Here is a 21,032-nt window from a genome sequence, read left to right as displayed (position 1 = left end):
TTCCGCCCTGGATTATGAGCGATTAATAAAGAATGGTAGCTCCTCTACTCCTACTAATCGAGCATATGTGAACAATTGACCTTTGTGATGAATTTCATGGTCTTTTCCACTTTCAAGCAAAGCGATTCCAGGCATTTGCATCCCAGCAAATTCAACGATCTGAGCAAGTTGATCATCTGTAAGAGACTCTAACTGAGACTTTGTTTCCTCAGTTTCCTTTAGAAGGGTCTCTTTTAATTCGCTAATCGTGTTAACCTCTGGTTGTGCAACTGGTGGTGTAAAAGTACCGTTCTTTACCGTTTGTGCAAACATGCCCATTGCACTTGTAATATGTAAAACAAGTTCAGAAAGTGACATAGCCCCTTCCCATGGTTTATAAGATACATGTTGATCTTCTAGTTTTTCCACGATTTCAAGCAGGACTTTTCGGTGACTCATCCAGCCGGTGATTAATGCACTTTTTTGTGTCATTTGACTCGCTCCTTTTTATGTTAAAATCGTCAATCCGTTGTTTATTATAAAGGATCCTAGGTGAAATGAGGAGTAATTAGATTGCAAGCCATATTCCTTTTGTTAGCGCTTTATCTATACTATAATAAAAATTGTGAAAAATTTTAACTAAACGATAACTCGCATAGGATGGTGGAAGGAATGAAATATCGTCAACTCGGAGATACAGATCTTAAAATTAGTGAACTAAGCTTTGGAACTTGGGCTATTGGTGGATCGTGGGGTAAATCAGATGATCAGGAAGCATTAAGAGGTCTAGAGCGTGCGATGGATGCCGGTGTTAACTTCTTTGACACAGCTGATGTATATGGTGATGGACATAGTGAGGAATTACTTGCAAAAGCAACAAAAGGAAAAGAAGATAAAATACATATTGCGACAAAGTTCTGCCGTGCGGGTGATATTTTTGATCCTGAAACATATTCAGAAAAAGCTGTTACTGAATACTGTGAGGCGAGCTTAAAGCGTCTTCAACGTGACACGATTGATCTTTACCAAATTCATTGTGCTCCTTTTGAAATCTTAAAAAGTGGACTGGTTTTTGAAGTATTAGATAAGCTTCAACAACAAGGGAAAATCCGTCACTACGGTGTGAGTGTTGAGACTGTAGAAGAAGGATTATTTTGTTTAGATCAAGCAAATGTGAAGGCACTACAAGTTATTTTTAATATTTTCCGTCAAAAAGCCATCCCTGAACTGCTTCCACAAGCAAAGGAAAAAGGTGTAGGCTTATTAGCTCGTGTACCTTTAGCAAGTGGCTTATTAACGGGTAAATTCACAAATGGAGCTAAATTTGAAGAAGATGATCACCGCAATTTCAATAAAGACGGCGAACACTTCAATGTTGGTGAAACGTTTGCCGGTGTAGAATTCTCTAAAGGTGTTGAGCTAAGTCAACAGCTGGAATGGATTTCAGAAGGCCGTGGCAATATGGCAAGAGCAGCACTTCGCTGGATTCTTGATCATGAAGAAATCACAACCGTTATCCCTGGTTTTAAAACAGTGAAGCAAGTTGAAGATAATTTACAAGCAACAGAAGTGCCTTCATTTAGTGAGGCTGAGCTGAAGAAGCTTTCTGAGTTTTATCAAAATAGCATTCATCCGAATGTTCGTGGGGTTTATTAATAGATAACTTTACGATGCTACAACTTTATTAGCAGAAGTTGCAAAATAACAACGATGAGTTGCAAAAATATAAGGGAAATCTGCAAGAACCTCACAATTTTAAATAGAAAAAAGCTGTTCACCTCAAAAAGTGAACAGCTGAAACCACAATTATAAGCTCGATTCCTTCCACTCTAGAGCAGTGGAAATGGCTTTCTTTCTACTTTGAACCAACTTATACATGAAAATAACGAGTATTAAAAACAAGCCAGTTAAAAGATACAATGTTTCATAGCCTAATTGAGCAACCACGATTCCTAAAACGAAAGAACCTGTTGCAATTCCGGTATCGAAAAGAGTGAAAAATGTTGCTGTTGCGTGACTGCTGCGGTGGTGATCCGTTGCTTGAACAGCCAGCGTTTGAAAGCAAGGAACAACAGTGCCGTAACCTAAGCCAACAAATGCCCCTGCAAAAAGCAACATAAAGGCATTATGTGCAATGCTTAATAATAATAAACCGATCATAAATAAAACTAAAGCAGGGTATATAACAACATTTGGCCCCTTCGTATCATACAAACGACCGCTGAATGGTCTTGCGATAATCATCGCTACGGCAAATACAAGGAAAAAGTAACTTGCGGCTTCTATCAAATCCAAATCTTTAGCATACATCGATATAAACGAAAGAACACTTGAATACGTAAATGCAACTAAGCTTCCTACAAGTGCAATTGGAAGGGCCTTTTGATCAATTAAATCGCTGAATTGTAGGCGTTTCTTTTCAACTGGTGATGATTTCTTCACTTCTGTCATTTTACTAAATGCCGTAAATAACACACCGATGGTAATTAATGAAGCTAGTACAAGAAAAAGAATTGAAAAAGATACATATTGTAATAGAGTAAGTGAAATGAACGGACCACAAACAACGGCAAGGTTCATTGACATGGCAAAATATCCAAGTCCTTCACCACGTCTTTTTAGGGGTACAATATCTGCAGCAATTGCACCAGTTGCTGTAGAAGCAATGCTGAACCAGATGCCATGAACGAATCGTAATACTAATAAAAGGGCATAATTTTCAACCCATAGATACATGAAAGAAAAAACTGTAAATAGAATCATGCTGATCATCAATGTTTTTTTCTTCCCGAAATCTTGAATCAGCTTCCCTGAAAAAGGCCGTACAATAATCGCAGATAACATAAATATTGTAATAATTAAACCGGCGTCAACGCTTGAGCGTCCGAGTTCATCAACCACATAGATTGGCAAAGATGTAAGCAGACCATAAAATGCAACAAATATGAAAAAATTACTTAAAAAGATACTAATAAAGCCTTGTGTCCAAATCGGCTGTTTTTCTTGATGATTCATAGGCTTATTCCTCCTTACTTTATTCTGTTTTTCCGAGTTTCTTTAATAAGATAAATAACTGATCTTGTTCATGGTCTGTAAGACTTAAGGTCATTTCTCCTTCAAACCTTTTTACATCTTCTTCAACAGCAGGAAATGATTCAAGCGCTTTTTCTGTAAGAGAAACAAGTCGTTCACGTTTGTCATTTCCAGAAGTACGATTTATCCAGCCGCCTTCTTCAAGCTTAACAAGTGTTCTTGTTACAGTAGGTGCTTCAACGTTTAAATAACGCCATATATCACTTTGGGTCATAGGACCGTTTGTTTTTAGGCAATAAAGAATAGACCATTGTGAGCTGTAAAGGTCATGCTTTTGTAAGTATTCATTAATCTCTTTTGTCATATGTCTTGTTTTTTGATACAACAAATGAAAAAGTTTATTTGTGTTATCCACTTCTTTCACCTCAAATTATTTACTTAGGTAAGTATTGTTGAATCTGAAAGATATTTACCTAGGTAAATATCCACTTATACTAAGATAACAGAAAAACAAATTTTGTAAAGTGACAGGGTTTCAGGTATGCGTTTACAACTATCTGCTTTTTTTAATTACATAATTACACCAATAGTTTCATAATCTATCAATCTCCTCTCAAGCTAACTAAAATATGGGCATACAAGAATTTAGACTTAAGGATTTTCTGTTTAAAATGCAAACGCTTCCTATATTTAAGAAAAAACTTACAAGGTTAAAAAGGAGAGCATATAATGTCAACTTTACGTGAAGAAGCAATAAAGATGCATAAGGATAATAAAGGTAAGCTAGGTGTGCACTCTAAGGTTCCTGTTCGAAATGCTAAAGATTTAAGCTTAGCTTATTCTCCAGGTGTTGCAGAGCCATGCTTGGACATTCATGAAGACGAAAGCAAGGCATATGAGTATACAATGAAGGGTAATTTAGTTGCGGTTGTTTCTAATGGTACAGCTGTACTTGGCCTTGGTAATATTGGACCAAAAGCAGCAATGCCTGTTATGGAAGGAAAAGCACTATTATTTAAATCATTTGCGGATGTGGATGCCTTTCCAATTTGTTTAAACACAACAGATTCAGATAAGATCGTTGAAACAGTTAAGCTATTAGAACCAACCTTTGGTGGAGTAAACCTAGAGGATATTGCCGCTCCACATTGCTTTGAGATTGAAGAAAGATTAAAGAAAGCATGCGATATTCCAATCTTCCATGATGATCAACATGGTACGGCGATTGTGACTGCTGCTGGACTTATTAATGCTCTAAAGCTAGCAGATAAAAAAATAGAAAACATCTCAGTGGTTGTAAATGGTGCAGGTGCTGCAGGTGTTGCGATTGTAAAGCTGCTGCTTCATATGGGTGTGAAAGATGTTGTTTTATGTGATACAAAAGGAATTATTTATGAAGGTCGTTCTGCAGGAATGAATTCATTTAAAGAAGAATTGGCAGCTATGACAAATAAAGACCAAAAGCAAGGGAACTTAGCCGATGCTCTTGAAGGAGCAGATGTGTTTGTTGGTGTATCTGTAGCAGGAGCTGTTACAAAGGAAATGGTTGCATCAATGAATCAAGATTCAATCATTTTTGCAATGGCGAACCCTGTACCTGAGATTATGCCGAATGAAGCGAAAGAAGCAGGAGCACTTGTTGTAGGAACAGGAAGATCTGATTTTCCTAACCAAGTAAATAATGTTCTTGCCTTCCCTGGAATTTTCCGTGGTGCACTAGATGTTCAAGCAAAAGAAATTAATGAAGAAATGAAGCTTGCAGCTGTTCATGCAATTGCTGAGTTAATTTCAGAACAAGATTTAACGAGTGATTACGTAATACCAGATCCATTTGATCAAAGAGTTGTTGCTCACGTGGCATCAGCTGTTGCAAAGGCAGCAATGGATTCAGGTGTTGCCCGAAAAGCAATTGATGTAGCAGAAATGAAGAAGCATTTATTATCAAAAGTAGCTGAACCACAATTAACATATTAATAACGAATGGACTGTTAAGGAGGCTCTCCAAACAGTCTTTTTTGAAATTAAATCTTTTTCATTTTCTTCTTCACTAACAATGTAAGAAACAATACAATCGGAATAATAAATTGAAATGGAAGATGTAAATATAAAGGCACAACCTTTAGGCCGATAAATAAATGCTCAGGAAGATTACGATCCATGATAACGGTTAGAAGAAAGGTAACAATCCCTACGATATAGACAATCAAATTTGCTTTTATTTTCTTAGGAAGGAGCAAGTGGAACCCCTTTGTTCCTGCTATGGAAAAAACAGCAACCTTTACAAAGCCTACAATAAAAAAGCTAATAACTGAAATGATCTCAATATGCTGTATAACATCAATAAATTCAATCATTTCAATTGCTTTCAATAGAGGGAAAGTAAAGATAGCCGCTACTTTTGCACCTAAGATGGCAATGATCGTTTCTGAGACGACTAATAAAATAAACCCTGCTAAAAGAACAGCTAACCAACCTCTTTTCATTAGTGTCTTTTTATCTTTAATATGATAAAAGATAAAAATAAAGACGATCATTTCACCATAAGGAAATGTAATCCGTGGAGGAATTGCTGATAATTTAAAGTCATCCTTATCAAAAAATGGACGAATATTTTCCCAAGAAATCACTTTAGAAATATCTGAAATAATCAATAACACGACAACAAGAACCATCGTGATAAAAAAGAGAATTTCTGAAGCTCTCGCAATAGCTTCCAATCCTTGATGACATGCGTAGCAAACTAACATAACAAACACAATGGATATAACCCAGTTTTTTATTTGATAAAACAATGTTTGACTGATGAAATAAGAAAAGTCTGTAATGACTCTGCTGGCAATATAAATAAAGTAAAGTGAGTAGAGAAGTAACACGAACTTACCTAGATACTTTCCAAAGCCCTTTTCAAGTAGAACGTGAAAATCAGTCCAATTGTTTTTCTTTAAGATATTGAGGTAAAGAAAAATAATACCGATCCCAACTGAAGTGGAGAAAATGTTGAGAATCCAGGCATTTTCCTCTACTTCAAGACCTAGTCCAACCACAATAGTACTTCCTAAAAGGAACAATGTAATCATGGAGAAAACTTGGAATGTGCTTATTTTCACCGTATTCATAAAATCATCCTATCAAACATATTTAATCAGGAATTTGTGTTGATTCTCCAGTGTCGGTAACCGTCACTTTTACGTTTACATCCACCTTCATAGTAGGATAGATAGAATCCCAATCATTTTCGAGCTCATGCCATTGTGAAGGCTTGGAAAGGTAAATATTCTTAGCAAAACCAATAAAATCAGTATTATATTTTTGACTTTTTGCTACTAGGTCATCGATGCTTTGCTTAATATCTTGTTCAAATTGCTTTTCATATTTCTCTTTATTAGGATGCTCAAAGTTCATATCACAGTTTGATTCGTATATTTCGCCATCTACTTTAACATCAATTGTAAATGCAGGAATGTTATTTTCTTGTTTAAAGTGAAATTTAGTTTTTGTATCTAATATATTCATCGCTGCGAATTTGTTTTTTTTATCTTTAGGACAACTAGCTTCCCAGATGGATCTTTGTAAAAGGCTTCCATCTAACATTAACAGTGTTTTTCCTTCTTCATCACCTAAAAAATCAACTAATTGATCACCTTTAAAGAATGCCATTCCACCGATCATTAAGTATGTTGGTGACAAATATGTGCTTATGTTCTCTTTTGTTATTCCTTTTGAAGGGTCACCCTTAACGACTAAATAGGGAATACTTGTATTAACAACGGTTTTATTCATTAAATAGTTTTTTATCTTATTAGGATAGAGAATCTTGGCTGAACCATAATTTGCTTCTACATTTTCAATTGTTTCTCTAATTCGAGAAGCTGAAAATTTATGAACAGGAGAAAATAACTGTAAAACAGTGGATGGTTTTACTTCTTTTGTTACAAAAAACTTAAGGTTTGCTGAAATATTTGGTTCAAGAATGAGAAAATTCAATACATCTGTAATCCCTTTTTTTGCAAGCTCTTCACTTACAACAATAATCTCAGTATTGTCTAAAAAAATAGTTCTTGAAATTCGTTTAGATAGTTTTCGGATGGCATCTGAAATAGTTCGTCCATGTTCTTCATACACAACAGCACCTAGCTGATCTCCTGATGCATTTCGTTGGAGAGCAGGAGGGTTTAAAAGCTGAATAGTAAGGTGATAGACATTCTCCTCGTCTATATCAATTCCTACAGCAGAAACCATGGAAAAATTATTTAGAGATGTATTTTGTACATTTCTTCCTATAAAAAAACTAATAATAATAAGAAATGTGTAAAAAAGCAGGATGTGCCAGTTTAATTTCTTCATACATACCTACCTAATCTCGTTTTTTCATTGGCTCTTCTTTTGTAAATAATTTTTTATTCGATGTTATATCTTGAATCGGTTTTCGGACAATGGCATCCTTTTGATCTTGGATGTTAAAAGGTGCCATTGGTGATAAATAGGGAACTCCGAATGACCGCAATGAACATAAATGAATTAACAATGCAATAAGGCCAACCATAATTCCGAACAATCCCAGAAATGCAGACAGAAAAATAAATCGGAAAGTAAGCATTCTAGAAACAGCATTTAGAGTGTAAATTGGTACAACACTTGACATAACATAAGTTGCACCTAAAACAACCAATGTTGTAGGTTGTACTAACTGTGCTTCTACAGCTTGTTGCCCAAGTGCAATGGATGCAAAGATCGTGACTGTTAACACCACACTCTGAGGAAGTCTTAACGAGCTCTCGGTGATAATTAAAATGAGCCAATAAAAAATTAATACCTCAATAACTGTAGGAAAAGGGACAAATTCCCTTTGAGCCAATATCCCAACTAATAACTGTGTTGGTACAAGTCCTGGATGATAAATTGTAAAGGCAATATAAAATGCTGGTAGTAAAGTTGAAAGAAAGAAAAAGAAAATTCTTGCTATTCTTCTCGTTTGCAATCCTTTATGCATAACAAAATAATCATCAGGTGATTGAAATAGTTGCACAAAAACAGTTGGAAGAGCGACAGCAAAAGCTGTTCCATCCACTAAGATGACGATTTTTCCCCCCATAAGTTCTGCTGCAATCACATCAGGTCGATCAGTTGCAAATGTTAAAGGAAATTGAGACTTTGATTCTGATGTAATGATTTCAACAATGTAATTCGTGTCCAAAATAAGATCAAGCTTCACCTCATTTAATCTTTCGTATATATAACTTAAAAGGTCTTTATCAACTTTTCCTTCGATGTATAGTAGTGATACTCTAGTTTTGGTTTGTCCTTCAAGTGGATTATTATCCACTCTTAACTCAGGATTTCTTAAATAGTACCGAATCAAAGAGATGTTGGATGTAAGCGACTCATTAAAGCTTATGTTTGGTCCTGATTGTGTTCTTTGATTACTAGGGGGTGTTAGACTTCTCCCGGGCATTTTTGTTGTATTGGCATAAAGGACTTCTCCAAGATCGTCAAATAAGATAATAGTGTTTCCGCCAACAAGGTTTGAAGCTAAGGTTTGAAAATCCTTGGTTTTATTGACTTGGTTTGTTTTGATAATCCTATTCAAAAATAACTCAATAAGCTGGGAAGAGGTATGATCGTAAGAAGGTAAAAATGTCGAAATAGGAGTCACAATCTGTTCGTCAACTCTCTCGTCATCAACAATTCCATCAATATATATAATGGCAACCCTCTTATAAAATTCTCTGATCATTAAATCAGAACTATTGCCAAATAGCTCTTTAATTGTAGAAATATTATCTTGTAAAGAAGCGTGAACACTTTTATTAATAAGATCCATATAAAACCCTCTTTTAATAGAATGGTTATATAGGATAGTTTGATCAAAGAATCTCTTTTTATCCAAAAAAAGGAGAGAATAAAAAACCCTGGTCGAATAACCAGGGTTTACGTTGTTGTTATATTAAATTTTTACTGCACTACCTTTCACATTCCACGTTTTCTTCCAAGAATAACTCGCGAATAATAAAACGGAAAATGCAACTAAGGCAATAATCGAGAAAGTGATAAACCCAGAAGCATAAGAACCTGTTACTTCCTTCAATGTTCCTAAAATATTAGGTAGGAAAAAGCCTCCAATTCCTCCGGCAGCTCCAACAATTCCTGTGATCATGCCAATTTCTTTTTGAAAGCGTTGTGGAACTAGTTGAAATACAGCGCCATTTCCCATTCCTAAGCACATCATTCCTACAAAAAGTAAGGCTGTGATGGCAAATAAAGGAGGTAATTGACTAACGCCCAGCATACAAACCGCAACACCGATGAAAAGGATGGATAGCACCTTTACTCCGCCGATTTTATCTGAAATAAATCCACCAACAGGACGGAAAAAGCTACCTGCAGCAACACATAAAGTAACGAAATCACCAGCTTGAACGGACGTTAATTTGTATTCATCAACGAAAAACATACTGAGAAAACTAGATAATCCTACAAACCCACCGAATGTGACGCTGTACAAAATGCAGAAAAACCATGTGTCTTTATGAGCAAATACTTTAAAGTAATTAGCCAAAGGCTGAGGAGCTGGTTGTGAAGGAGCATCCTTCGCTAAAATCATAAAAATGATGAAAGTAATAAAAAGCGGAATGAGTGCAAACCCCATCGTCACATGCCAACCAAAATTTTCTGCTAAACGAGGACCAAATAAAGTAGCGAATAATGTACCACTGTTACCGGCACCTGCAATTCCCATTGCCAACCCTTGCAGATGTGGTGGATACCATCTACTTGCCATTGGTAAGGCAACAGCAAAGCTGGCCCCTGCTACCCCCAACAATATCCCAATCATAAATAATTCTGGCAATGTATTTCCGGCAAGTAACCCCCAAAGCAATGGAATAGCTGTGATTGACATTCCTAAAGTGGCGGTCTTCTTTGGACCAAACCGATCTGTTAAAATTCCTAAAACAATTCGGAAAAATGAACCTGCAAGAATTGGAATTGCCACAATCAATCCTTTTTGAGATGGAGAAAGACCGAAATCTTGTGTAATAAACACCCCAAGTGCCCCAAGCATAACCCAAATCATAAAGCTAACATCAAAATACAAAAATGAGGAAAAAAGTGTTTTCGGGTGACCACTAGTTTTTAAATCCGATAATTTCATGTTAAATCTCCTTTCAAATTTCCTTGGTTTTTTGTGCTTGTTAAAATTTTCTGACTTATTGCATGGTGCTATTATATTTGGCAAAAAAGAAGTAGGAAAGATACTTGTAAACAAATGTGACATGAAAATATTTATTTAACATATTTCTTTTAACACCAAAAGTCCATATAGTAGAAACACAGAATTTATGTGAGGATATCTAACGTAAATAGTTAGATTTTAACTAATATATGAAATAATGATTTTATGTTAAAAGTCAGAGAATAAATGCTGGAGGGTGAACATGAAGCGGAATTTGGTGGTAATCGGTAACGGAATGGCGGGAGTTCGCTGTGTTGAAGAAATTTTAAAGCATAATCCAGAGCTATATAACATCTCCATTATTGGCAGTGAACCCCACCATAACTATAATCGAATTTTATTATCTTCTGTTCTACAGGGAGAAGTAGGATTTCAAGATATCACGATTAATGATGCTAAATGGTATGAAGAAAATGATATTACCTTGTTTTCCGGAGAAACAGCAACAGAAATTAATACGGAAAAAAAGGTAGTTGTTACGGATAAAAATCATGCCTTATCTTATGACAAATTAATAGTAGCCACCGGATCGTCACCTTTTGTACTTCCGATACCAGGGGTTGAAAAAGAGGGAGTCGTGACATTTCGTACGATTGAGGACTGCAAAAATATTCTAGAGACCGCAAGACACTATAAAAATGCAGTCGTAATTGGTGGAGGAGTATTAGGTCTAGAGGCGGCAAGAGGCTTGGTGAATCTAGGGCTTAATGTAAAGGTTGTTCACAATACAGAGTACCTCATGCAGCGTCAGCTTGATTCGGTTTCTTCAAAAATGCTTCAGCATCAGCTAGAGCGACAAGGAATTGAGTTTCTTTTAGGAAAAGTAACCGAACAAATAATAGGAGATAAACGAGTGAACGAATTAACATTTACCGATGGTACTTCTGTAGATGCTGATTTAGTTGTGATGTCTGTAGGTATTATCCCTAATACTGTTTTAGCGAAGAAAAGTGGGATCAGAACAAACCGGGGAATTGTTGTGAATGATTTGATGGAAACAAGTGTTAGTGATATTTACGCAGTTGGTGAATGTGTTGAGCATAAGGGGATTGTCTATGGTTTAGTAAAACCGCTTTATGAACAGGGGCAAGTTTTAGCAAAACACCTTTGTCAGTTAAATCCTCAAGGATATGAGGGATCTGTTTTATCAACAAGCTTAAAGGTGCCCGGGGTGGAGCTTTTTTCTGTGGGGGATTTTACGGAAGATTCCTCAACTAGATCGTTAACTATGTTAAATCAAATAGATTCTGTTTATAAAAAAATTATCCTTCGCGGTGATATTATCGTTGGAGCTGTATTATTTGGAGAAACAAAAAACCAGTCAAAGCTTCTCGATCTGATTGTAAAACGAAAGCATGTAAGTGATGAAGAGAAGAAACAGCTCCTGCAAGCAGCAGATAAAGATTCTTCTAGCATAAAATCCATGAAACAAAGTGAAATGATCTGTAACTGCAATGGAGTAACAAAAGGAACAATTATTGAAGCTGTTCAGCAAAATCAATTAACAACCGTTCAGGAAGTAAAACAATGTACAAAAGCATCCAGTTCATGTGGTGGCTGTAAACTACTCTTGTCTGATTTGCTAGATTACATTCAAAGTGACGAATGTGATGAACTGTTTGAAAGAAAATCGTTATGTACTTGTACAAAACTTACAGAAGATGAACTGGTTTTACAAATTCAACAAAAAAATCTCTCTTCATTACAAGATGTTTTTACCCAGCTAAATTGGCTGTCTTTAGAAGGGTGTGCGGGCTGTGTGCCGGCTATACAATATTATTTAGCGATGATTTACCCAGATCGTGCAGAAAAAAATCAATTCTTCTATTTAAATGATAACGTAAAAGCTCAGCATATGAGTGATGGAACTTATTCCATTATCCCACAAACGTATGGAGGAAAAGTATCAGCGAAGCAATTACGAAACATTGCAGCTGTTATGGAGAAATATCAAATAACAGACGTTGGTCTAACAACTGAACAACGATTCCAACTAAAAGGAATTATGCAAGAAGATATCGGAGCTGTATGTACAGACTTGGGAATACGTTTACGTCCAGTGAACATTCATACAATCCATCATGTGAACACCTACTACAGTGGGGGAAATTGTAAGTGCCATACAGAAGCATCTTTACAACTCTCCATTCAACTAGAAAAGGAAATGGAATTTATCTTAACACCACATGAGATTAAGTTAAGTGTGTCTCCATGCAAGCATCATGATTTGGAAATGAGAACAAATGATATTCACTTAGTTGGAGTTGAAAGAGGCTGGGAAATGTATGTTGGAGGAAGCTGTTCTCCACAACTACAGCAAGGTGAGTTATTTAGCATCGCAAGTGATCATGATGAAGCTAAAAGATTAATCTGTGGGTTTGTCCAATATTATCGGGAAACAGCCAATTATTTAGAAAACATAAGCGAGTGGATCAATCGTGTTGGAATCATTCATATAAGAGAAGTGTTATTTGAAGAAACTCTTTGTAATCAGCTAGTAGAGAGGCTTCAAGCTGAAATGATGATAAATGTAGAAAGAATTAACTAGTTTTAAAGATTAATTGAAAAAAGGATGGATGTGCCTTGACCGATTTATTATTAAAGTATTTCAGGACAAAGCAACAAGAGGTCCAAACGGAAAAAGTGTATGATACTCAATGTCCATTTTGCAGTATGCAATGTAAAATGCAGTTGATTGAGCAGTCGATCGTCTCAAGAAAAACGTATAAAACAATAGGGAAAGATAACCCAACCTCACAAGGAAGATTATGTATTAAAGGAATGAATGCCCACCAGCACCCGTTCCATCAAGATCGAATTTTGCATCCATTACTAAAAGTAGATGGAGAATTTGTTAGAATCACATGGGATGAAGCCCTTCAACATATAAAAAAACAGTTTGAGGAAATACAGGCTGTAGATGGACATGAGGCTTTATCAATCTATGGCAGTGCATCGATCACAAATGAAGAAGCCTATCTACTCGGGAAATTTGCAAGGGTAGCACTAAAAACTCCATATATTGATTACAATGGACGTCTTTGTATGTCAGCAGCAGCTACTGCAGCCAATCAAACATTTGGCTTAGATCGCGGTCTTACCAACTCATTAAAAGAAGTGCCGTTTACTCGAGTGATTATATTAGCGGGTACAAATATTGCAGAATGTCAGCCAACAATTATGCCTTATTTTGAAAAAGCAAAAGAAAATGGGGCTTATATTATTGCGATAGACCCAAGAGAAACACCAACAACACAACTTGCTGATTTGCATCTTAAGGTCAAACCGGGAATGGATGCGGCACTAGCTAATGGATTATTAAAGGTTATCATTGATGAAGGTCTGATCGATGAAGCATTTGTCAAAGAACGAGCAACAGGGTTTGAGGAAGTGCGAAGCTATGTGGATTCATTATCTCTAGACGAAATTGCTGAGATAACAGGAGTTCCGGTAGATCAAATAAAAACAGCTGCGATAAAGTTTGCTGAAGAAGAGTCTGGGATGCTTTTTACAGCTAGAGGAGTTGAACAGCAAATCGATGGAACAGCGGCCGTCCGCAATATATTGAATTTTTTACTTGCAACAGGAAAAATCGGAAAGCCATTCTCTGGATATGGAGCGATTACGGGTCAGGGAAATGGACAGGGTGCGCGTGAGCATGGACAAAAAGCAGATCAGCTTCCTGGTTATCGTTTAATTGAAAATGATGAGCATAGGGAACATGTAGCCAAAGTATGGGGAATCAATAAGGATGAACTGCCTGGCAAGGGAGTATCAGCATATGAAATGTTTCAAAAAATAGATCATGGTGATATCACAGGTATGCTACTCGTCTGTTCTAACCCTGTTGTTTCTAATCCAAATGCAAACTTTGTAAAAGCAGCATTAAAGAAGTTAAAGTTCTTAGTAGCTGTTGATATGTTTATATCAGAAACTGCCCAACTTGCGGATTTAATTCTCCCTGCCTCATCTTATCTAGAAGATGAGGGCACAATGACAAATCTTGAAGGACGTGTAACGTTAAGAGAAGCAAGCCGTCCATGTCCAGGTGAGGCAAAGAATGATTGGCAAATTATCTGCGAGATTGCAAAGGTGCTAGGAAAAGAGAAATATTTTCCGTTTCAAAAAGCAGAGGATATCTTTAATGAATTAAGAGAAGCAAGCCGAGGAGGAGCAGCCGACTATTACGGAATTACCTATGATAGAATTCGGAAAGAACAAGGCATCCTCTGGCCATGTCCGGATTTAGAGCACAGCGGAACTGACAGGCTATTTGAAGAAACATTTGCACATGCTGATGGTAAAGCAAGGATGGTTCCTGTGTCTAATATTTCAGCATTACCAAAAGAAAAGCCTTGTGAGGAATTTCCTCTCTACTTAACAACTGGCCGTATCATGTCACACTATTTAACAGGAGTCCAAACGAGGAAAAGTGCTGCACTTGCAGCAAGAAACTTTGAATCATACTTGGAGATCCATCCTGAAACAGCGAAGAAATACAACATTGAACAAAACACCCTTGTTTCCGTCTCATCTAGAAGGGGGACTATTAAAGTCAGAAGTAAAATCTCTGATACCATCCGACCAGACACCGTATTTGTCCCGTTTCACTGGGCAGAAGACCAAAACGTCAACATGCTAGTCGGGGAAGACCTTGACCCAACCTGTAAAATGCCTGGGTTCAAGGTTAGTGCAGTGAATATTAAGCCGATTAACTAATTGCCAAGAAACCGACAACAGTCGGTTTTTTTTATGATTAATACAAAATTATATTTACTGTTTTAAATTAAAAAAGTTCAAAATGTATATACCCTGAATCAATTTCATAATGTATCATTTGTTACCAAAAAACGTATGAGTTTTACCTTTATTAGTATTTTTATCCGTGTATTGTTTATTAACAAGTTCAGGATGAAGAAAAATGTTCGTTTTTTGATTTAAGAGTTATTATTATGAAATTAACTCACCCTATGAAAATAAATAAAGATAATTTTTGATTTAGGCTTAATAGTAACTTTATTCATGATACAGTAGTACAATGAGGTTTATACATAATCCTCTGCACAGTGATATCGTAGGGGGTGTAACATAGAGATGAGTGAAGATATTTCAAAAATAAATTATCAAGAAGTTTTAGAATATTTACATGATCCAATCATCATTCACTGCAATCATAAAATAATTTATATTAATCAGGCCGCTGCCACTTTTTTTAAATGTAGTCAGGAAGATGTGATAGGGGCCGATCCATTAGATATTTTTCAGGAATCTTCTAAACAAGCAATTAAAAAAAGAATCAGCTCTGCTTATGACAGGCCCGCAGAAGTAATTGAAGAGCTTGTCTATAGAATGGATGGCACAATAGTAGAAGTAGAATTGTATTGTCATCCTTTAAAAATCGGAGAAACAAAAGCGATTCAAAGCGTAATAAAAGATATTACTGAAAAAAGAGAAGTTGAGAAGAGAAATATAGAGACAATAAGAGAAATAAACGCATTAGCAACTACCCTTGTTCCTCTATTCAAAGGTGTTGTAGTTCTCCCTTTGGTTGGGTCATTTGATGAAAGTAGAGCAACCTATTTAATTGATCATGTCCCAATTAAAGTAAAGGAGAGCAATGTAGAGTGTATCATTATTGATTTCTCAGGAATCTATAAGTTAGATCATCTTGTTGCTGATATACTCTTTAAAATTACCAATGTGATGTCCATGTTAGGGGTGAAATGTATCATTTCAGGTATGCGTCCTGACTTAGCGGTCATTGCGATTGAATTAGATATCAATATAGCAGGAATAAGCTCATTTTCGACTGTTCAGGAAGCTATATGTTCACTAAATTAAATCCTCTAGGTCTTGTTACTAAAATGTTCGAACAATAAATATCGGCTAAAACATTTTCACTAATGTTGTTGAAGTTCACACGTTTTCTTTGATTGGGAAGCCATAGTGCTTAATGGTCTTAATCAATTGGAAAAGGTGTGTTTTTTTATTCTGGAGGTATGTTTCCTTGTTCTATGATTTTGTGAAATTATGAAGTCCTAATTTGAAACGATTGATTTTCTTTTCTTAATAATGGCTTTGTGCCTATTCTTAACAAAACAACGTTAGAAAACCTAACATGTATGTTAAATGTATCATTTAGCCGTGATATAGTTGAGGAAACTTTCCAAGGGGAGGAAAATCGAGTGAACAAAAAGAAGCTTGTACTAATAGGAAATGGAATGGCCGGAGTAAGAGCAATCGAGGAAATTCTAAAATTATCCCAAGATTCATTTGACATCACAATTTTTGGAACAGAACCACACCCAAACTATAATAGAATTCTATTATCAAAGGTTTTACAAGGAGATACAGAAGTAAAAGATATCACGCTAAATGACTGGGAATGGTATGAAGAAAACAATATCACTCTCTATACAGGTGAATCTGTTACAAAAATTGACTCAGAAATGAAAGTCGTCTACTCAGATAAAGAACGAGTTGTCCCATACGACGAACTTATTATTGCAACAGGATCTGTTCCGTTTATTCTACCTCTACCTGGAGCTGACAAAGAAGGTGTGACCGCCTTCCGTGATATTAAAGATACAGACATTATGCTTGAAGCATCTGAAAAATATAAAAAAGCAGCCGTTATCGGTGGAGGATTATTAGGTTTAGAAGCAGCTCGTGGTTTATTAAATCTTGGAATGGATGTAACTGTCATTCATATTTCTCCAACATTAATGGAGCGCCAACTAGATCAAACTGCCGGTAAGATGCTTCAGCAAGAATTAGAAAAACAAGGGATGAAATTTTTACTAGAAGCATCAACAGCTGAAATCTATGGAGATGAACGAGTAGAAGGCTTAAGGTTTAAAGATGGAAGTGAATTAGAAGCAGATTTAGTTGTTATGGCTGTTGGAATCAAACCAAATATTGCCCTCGCTGGTGAAAGTGGACTTGAAGTCAATCGAGGAATCGTTGTAAATGACTTTTTACAAACGAATCTTCCTAACGTATACGCCGTTGGTGAATGTGCTGAACATAATGGCATTCCATACGGTCTTGTCGCTCCTTTATATGAGCAAGGAAAAGTACTGGCAAAACATATTTGTGGTGAACAAACAGATGGATATAAAGGATCTGTTCTATCAACACAATTAAAGGTTTCTGGAGTCGAAGTGTTCTCGGCTGGTGACTTTATGGAAGGTGATGACAAAAAGTCATTAAAAGTTTTTGATGAACAAGATGGGATCTACAAAAAAATCGTGTTAAGAGGCAATAAAATCGTTGGTGCTGTACTATTTGGAGATAGTAAAGAAGGCAGTCGCCTGTTCTCGATGATTAAAAAAGGAGCAGACATTTCCGACACAGAAAAAATCAGTATTTTACAACCAATTGGTGAAGAAGCTGGAGAAAGCTTAGTTGCTTCTATGCCGGATGATGAAATCATTTGTGGTTGTAATGGAGTTTCAAAGGGTGCGATTGTTCAAGCAATCCAGGAAAAGGGTTGTACATCCGTTGATGCGATTAAAGGCTGTACGAGTGCATCTCGTTCATGTGGAGGCTGTAAACCATTGGTAGCGGATGTTTTACAATATACACTTGGCTCTGATTTTGATGCAGCTGCCCAAAAAGAAGCAATCTGTGGCTGTACAACATTATCAAGAGATGAAGTGGTAGAGGAAATTAAGGCAAAAGGCTTAACACATATTAAAGAAGTAATGAATGTTCTTGAATGGGAATCTGAAGGCTGTTCAAAATGCCGCCCAGCTCTTAACTACTATTTAGCAATGGTTAACCCAACCGGCTATGAGGATGAAAGAGAATCACGCTTTGTTAATGAACGGATGCATGCAAATATTCAAAAAGACGGCACATACTCTGTTGTTCCAAGAATGTACGGTGGTGTCACAAATGCAGGTGAGTTACGTCGTATAGCCGATGTTGTTGAAAAATATGAGATTCCATTAGTAAAAGTAACAGGTGGTCAACGTATTGACTTATTTGGAGTTAAAAAGGATGATCTTCCGAAAGTATGGCAAGACCTTGATATGAACTCTGGTTATGCTTACGGAAAATCACTACGTACCGTAAAAACATGTGTTGGAGAAACATTCTGCCGCTTTGGAACACAAGACTCGATGGGATTAGGCATTCGTTTAGAAAAGAAGTTTGAAGGTTTGCAAACACCTCATAAAGTGAAAATGGCTGTGTCTGCTTGCCCAAGGAGCTGTGCAGAATCAGGCTTTAAAGATATCGGCTTTATCGGAATTGATGGGGGCTGGGAAATTTATGTTGGTGGTAACGGTGGTACTCACGTACGAGGTGGAGATTTGCTTTATAAAGTAAAAACAGATGATGAAGCAATGGAGATTACAGGTGCTTATCTACAATATTACCGTGAAACAGCAAACTATTTAGAACGTACTTCTGCTTGGATCGAACGCGTTGGCTTAGATCATGTCCAATCTGTTTTAGATGATAAAAAGAAGCGTGCTGAGTTAAATGCTCGCATGGATGAAACTTTATCTGTTTATAAAGATCCTTGGAAAGAAATTATTGAAGATCAGAAAACAAAGAAAGAGTTATTTGAAACAGTCTCTTTATAAGGTGAAAATACAGAATATTTTGTCATGGAGGGCATGGACATGAAAGAACTAACCAAAACGAAGGTGTATGTAGGAGCATTTCTGGAACTACCAGAGCGAGTTGGTAAAACGGTCAAATTGGAGGAAGATAAAGAGGTTGCTGTTTTTAAGCTATCGAATGGAAAAATAAAGGCAATAGAAAATAAATGCCCACACAAAGGCGGCGTGTTAAGTGAAGGAATTGTCAGCGGAGAGCACGTATTTTGTCCAATGCATGACTGGAAAATTTGTCTTGAAGATGGTGTTGTGCAAGAACCAGATTTTGGTTGTGTGAAAACTTATGAAACAATCATTGATGATGGAGAAGTTTTTCTGTTAGTTTAATAAAGACGCTCTAGCTTATTGTGAAAATCTAAAGTATAGTAGTTGGATAAATTAACAATGGATTTTTCGTGAAACAAGTAAGGTTAAATGTGATAGAACCCTTACTTTAAAATTATAGAAAAGGTAGGGGGAGTAACGGTGGGGATGAGCATTGGAAAGGTGTATCTAGTCGGAGCGGGTCCTGGAGATCAGGAATTAATCACTGTAAAAGGAATGGAAGCGATCAAGAAGGCAGATGTTATTCTTTATGATCGACTTGTAAATCCAAGGCTGCTTGAATATGCACCACCTACCTGTGAACTAATCTATTGTGGGAAACTGCCTACTCGTCATTTTATGAGACAACACGAAATCAATGCAACTTTAGTGGAAAAAGCATTAGCTGGCTTTACTGTTGTTCGATTAAAAGGTGGAGACCCGAGTGTTTTTGGCAGAGTAGGTGAGGAGGCTCAAGCTTTGGCAGAGCAAAATGTGCCATATGAAATCGTTCCCGGCATTACTTCTGGTATTGCTGCTCCTCTATATGCTGGTATTCCGGTAACACATCGAGATTATGCAGGATCATTCGCTGTCGTTACTGCCCATGATAAATCAAAAGAAGGTAAACCAAATATTGACTGGGAAGGCTTAGCAAGAGGTGTTCAAACAATTGCCTTTTATATGGGTATTTCAAACCTGGAGCATATTTGCGAAAACCTTGTGCTTCACGGTAAATCACCTGATACACCAGTTATCATTATTAGGTGGGGAACATGGAGCAGACAGCAAAGTGTAGTAGGCACTCTTTCTACTATTGTTGAAAAAGTTAGAGAAGAAAACATTCAAAACCCAGCCATTACATTAGTTGGCGATATTGTAGAAACAAGAGATAAAGTTAAATGGTTTGAAAATCAGCCTTTATTTGGTCAACAAATTTTATATGTTCGAGGAAGTGCCGGAGAAGAAAGTAATGCTCAGCACTTAAGAAATCAGGGTGCAGATGTAATTGAATGTCCTAAATGGACGGTAAAGGAAAACGAAGTAGAGATTGAATTATTGGAGAAACTATCCTCATATAAGGCGATATTATTTTTATCTTCCCAAGCGGTTACTGCCTTTTTCAATCAGTTGAAAAGGCATAGAGTTGATATCCGCCAGATTTCAGCAGAACTTTGTTGTCAAAATGAAACAGCTTTAAAAGAGTTAGAATTAATGGGATTATACCCTAGCTTGGAGATGGCTGATCAAGAAAATCTTCTGATTGTTGGCCCTGAAATAACTGCTAAGAGAAAGCTGAATTTAGATTTAACCTATAAAAAATATGACTATCTAAGTATTTATCAATCCTATATTGATCGAAGATACGATTCAATTATAAAACGATCTGTTGAAGATGCTGACCTTACATCGATTGTGTTTACTTCAGGAGATGCGGTTGAAACATGGATAAATGGAGAATTTCATGAAAACATGTTCTCTCAAGAAGATGAACAATCCTTAGAAATTATTTGTGAAAATGATGAAGCATTAGACGCAGTCTTGTCTCATGAACTTCCAGCAAAATTAAATATGGAGTTTCTCTAATCTAAAACAAGGCTGAATGCATAAAGGAGAACGTTATGCATTCAGCCTTGTTAGTTTTTAATATTCAATTTCTTCATAATCCTTAGGTTGAGGAAGGGGTTGTTCAGGGAGGTTAATATTATACTCTGAAAAAGCTTCTGATTTTCTTTTGTATACTTTTCCCTTGTATGAATTTTCATTGTTTCTTTCATTATTTCTTTGATCCATGCTAATCATCTCCTTCATCATATTGTTATTTTTATCTTAACCATTATGAAAATTAACATGTT

Annotated in this window: 16 protein-coding genes; 8 read left to right on the top strand and 8 right to left on the bottom strand. The window is 36.4% G+C overall.

The genetic code is table 11. The features are described 5' to 3' along the window. Window positions 1-12: 12 nt before the first annotated feature. A complete protein-coding gene (locus tag COD11_RS02610; RefSeq protein ID WP_098795200.1) occupies window positions 13-471 on the bottom strand; it encodes a DinB family protein in 459 nt (152 codons plus the stop codon). A 180-nt stretch (window positions 472-651) separates the two neighbouring features. Here COD11_RS02610 and COD11_RS02605 point away from each other — a divergent pair, with 180 nt between their 5' ends. Beyond that, window positions 652-1,635 carry an aldo/keto reductase gene (locus COD11_RS02605; RefSeq protein ID WP_098795199.1) on the top strand — a complete coding sequence of 328 codons (984 nt, stop codon included), beginning with the start codon at window positions 652-654 and terminating at the stop codon, window positions 1,633-1,635. Between the two features lie 150 nt (window positions 1,636-1,785). Here COD11_RS02605 and COD11_RS02600 read toward each other — a convergent pair whose 3' ends face one another. Further along, window positions 1,786-2,994, bottom strand: a complete 1,209-nt coding sequence (locus COD11_RS02600) for an MFS transporter (RefSeq protein WP_098795198.1) — start codon at window positions 2,992-2,994, stop codon at window positions 1,786-1,788. Window positions 2,995-3,013: 19 nt separating this feature from the next. Continuing rightward, window positions 3,014-3,376 carry a MarR family winged helix-turn-helix transcriptional regulator gene (locus tag COD11_RS02595; RefSeq protein WP_098795237.1) on the bottom strand — a complete coding sequence of 121 codons (363 nt, stop codon included), beginning with the start codon at window positions 3,374-3,376 and terminating at the stop codon, window positions 3,014-3,016. 365 nt (window positions 3,377-3,741) lie between these two features. Between COD11_RS02595 and ystJ the strand changes: the two genes are divergently transcribed. Beyond that, window positions 3,742-4,986, top strand: coding sequence for an NADP-dependent malic enzyme (gene ystJ, locus COD11_RS02590; protein WP_098795197.1), 1,245 nt, complete (start codon window positions 3,742-3,744; stop codon window positions 4,984-4,986). A 47-nt stretch (window positions 4,987-5,033) separates the two neighbouring features. On the opposite strand, the gene COD11_RS02585 is transcribed toward ystJ, so the two are convergent. The 4 genes from COD11_RS02585 to COD11_RS02570 form a co-directional block, all read right to left on the bottom strand. Next, on the bottom strand, window positions 5,034-6,128 hold the full coding sequence (locus COD11_RS02585; RefSeq protein WP_098795196.1) for a GerAB/ArcD/ProY family transporter: 1,095 nt from the start codon (window positions 6,126-6,128) through the stop codon (window positions 5,034-5,036). A 22-nt stretch (window positions 6,129-6,150) separates the two neighbouring features. After that, entirely contained in the window at window positions 6,151-7,356 is a 1,206-nt protein-coding gene (locus tag COD11_RS02580; RefSeq protein ID WP_098795195.1) for a Ger(x)C family spore germination protein, read from the bottom strand. A gap of 10 nt (window positions 7,357-7,366) precedes the next feature. After that, window positions 7,367-8,833, bottom strand: coding sequence for a spore germination protein (locus COD11_RS02575; protein ID WP_098795194.1), 1,467 nt, complete (start codon window positions 8,831-8,833; stop codon window positions 7,367-7,369). 123 nt (window positions 8,834-8,956) lie between these two features. After that, window positions 8,957-10,162 (bottom strand): NarK family nitrate/nitrite MFS transporter, encoded by a 1,206-nt coding sequence (locus tag COD11_RS02570; RefSeq protein ID WP_098795193.1) that lies wholly within the window; start codon window positions 10,160-10,162, stop codon window positions 8,957-8,959. A 283-nt stretch (window positions 10,163-10,445) separates the two neighbouring features. Between COD11_RS02570 and nirB (COD11_RS02565) the strand changes: the two genes are divergently transcribed. The 6 genes from nirB (COD11_RS02565) to cobA all read left to right on the top strand — a co-directional run bounded on the left by nirB (COD11_RS02565) (window position 10,446) and on the right by cobA (window position 20,763). After that, entirely contained in the window at window positions 10,446-12,791 is a 2,346-nt protein-coding gene (gene nirB / locus COD11_RS02565; RefSeq protein WP_098795192.1) for a nitrite reductase large subunit NirB, read from the top strand. A 35-nt stretch (window positions 12,792-12,826) separates the two neighbouring features. Further along, entirely contained in the window at window positions 12,827-14,962 is a 2,136-nt protein-coding gene (gene nasC / locus COD11_RS02560) for an assimilatory nitrate reductase catalytic subunit NasC (protein WP_098795191.1), read from the top strand. A gap of 375 nt (window positions 14,963-15,337) precedes the next feature. Beyond that, complete coding sequence (locus COD11_RS02555; RefSeq protein WP_098795190.1) at window positions 15,338-16,084, top strand: PAS domain S-box protein; 747 nt, start codon at window positions 15,338-15,340, stop codon at window positions 16,082-16,084. Between the two features lie 344 nt (window positions 16,085-16,428). Next, window positions 16,429-18,837 carry a nitrite reductase large subunit NirB gene (gene nirB, locus COD11_RS02550; protein ID WP_098795189.1) on the top strand — a complete coding sequence of 803 codons (2,409 nt, stop codon included), beginning with the start codon at window positions 16,429-16,431 and terminating at the stop codon, window positions 18,835-18,837. Window positions 18,838-18,870: 33 nt separating this feature from the next. Next, the gene (gene nirD / locus COD11_RS02545) at window positions 18,871-19,200 is read left to right on the top strand and encodes a nitrite reductase small subunit NirD (RefSeq protein WP_098795188.1); all 330 of its coding nucleotides are present in this window, start codon (window positions 18,871-18,873) and stop codon (window positions 19,198-19,200) included. Between the two features lie 144 nt (window positions 19,201-19,344). Beyond that, a complete protein-coding gene (gene cobA, locus COD11_RS02540; RefSeq protein WP_255301521.1) occupies window positions 19,345-20,763 on the top strand; it encodes a uroporphyrinogen-III C-methyltransferase in 1,419 nt (472 codons plus the stop codon). Between the two features lie 57 nt (window positions 20,764-20,820). Here cobA and COD11_RS26640 read toward each other — a convergent pair whose 3' ends face one another. Beyond that, window positions 20,821-20,970, bottom strand: a complete 150-nt coding sequence (locus COD11_RS26640; RefSeq protein WP_176550950.1) for a hypothetical protein — start codon at window positions 20,968-20,970, stop codon at window positions 20,821-20,823. Between the last annotated feature and the right edge of the window lie 62 nt (window positions 20,971-21,032).

This window comes from Bacillus sp. AFS040349, assembly GCF_002577655.1.
Lineage (GTDB): Bacteria > Bacillota > Bacilli > Bacillales > Bacillaceae > Metabacillus.
Note: the sequence above shows the minus strand (reverse complement) of the source record. Positions and strands in the feature narration are given on the sequence as shown.

Bases quoted from the DNA above. Each gene is read 5' to 3' on its own strand.
- COD11_RS02555 (WP_098795190.1), top strand. From the start codon at position 15,338: ATGAGTGAAGATATTTCAAAAATAAATTATCAAGAAGTTTTAGAATAT.
- COD11_RS02575 (WP_098795194.1), bottom strand. From the start codon at position 8,833: ATGGATCTTATTAATAAAAGTGTTCACGCTTCTTTACAAGATAATATT.
- COD11_RS02595 (WP_098795237.1), bottom strand. From the start codon at position 3,376: ATGACAAAAGAGATTAATGAATACTTACAAAAGCATGACCTTTACAGC.
- COD11_RS02570 (WP_098795193.1), bottom strand. From the start codon at position 10,162: ATGAAATTATCGGATTTAAAAACTAGTGGTCACCCGAAAACACTTTTT.
- nirB (WP_098795192.1), top strand. From the start codon at position 10,446: ATGAAGCGGAATTTGGTGGTAATCGGTAACGGAATGGCGGGAGTTCGC.
- COD11_RS02585 (WP_098795196.1), bottom strand. From the start codon at position 6,128: ATGAATACGGTGAAAATAAGCACATTCCAAGTTTTCTCCATGATTACA.
- nirD (WP_098795188.1), top strand. From the start codon at position 18,871: ATGGACATGAAAGAACTAACCAAAACGAAGGTGTATGTAGGAGCATTT.
- COD11_RS02610 (WP_098795200.1), bottom strand. From the start codon at position 471: ATGACACAAAAAAGTGCATTAATCACCGGCTGGATGAGTCACCGAAAA.
- cobA (WP_255301521.1), top strand. From the start codon at position 19,345: ATGAGCATTGGAAAGGTGTATCTAGTCGGAGCGGGTCCTGGAGATCAG.
- ystJ (WP_098795197.1), top strand. From the start codon at position 3,742: ATGTCAACTTTACGTGAAGAAGCAATAAAGATGCATAAGGATAATAAA.
- COD11_RS02580 (WP_098795195.1), bottom strand. From the start codon at position 7,356: ATGAAGAAATTAAACTGGCACATCCTGCTTTTTTACACATTTCTTATT.
- COD11_RS02600 (WP_098795198.1), bottom strand. From the start codon at position 2,994: ATGAATCATCAAGAAAAACAGCCGATTTGGACACAAGGCTTTATTAGT.
- COD11_RS26640 (WP_176550950.1), bottom strand. From the start codon at position 20,970: ATGGATCAAAGAAATAATGAAAGAAACAATGAAAATTCATACAAGGGA.
- COD11_RS02605 (WP_098795199.1), top strand. From the start codon at position 652: ATGAAATATCGTCAACTCGGAGATACAGATCTTAAAATTAGTGAACTA.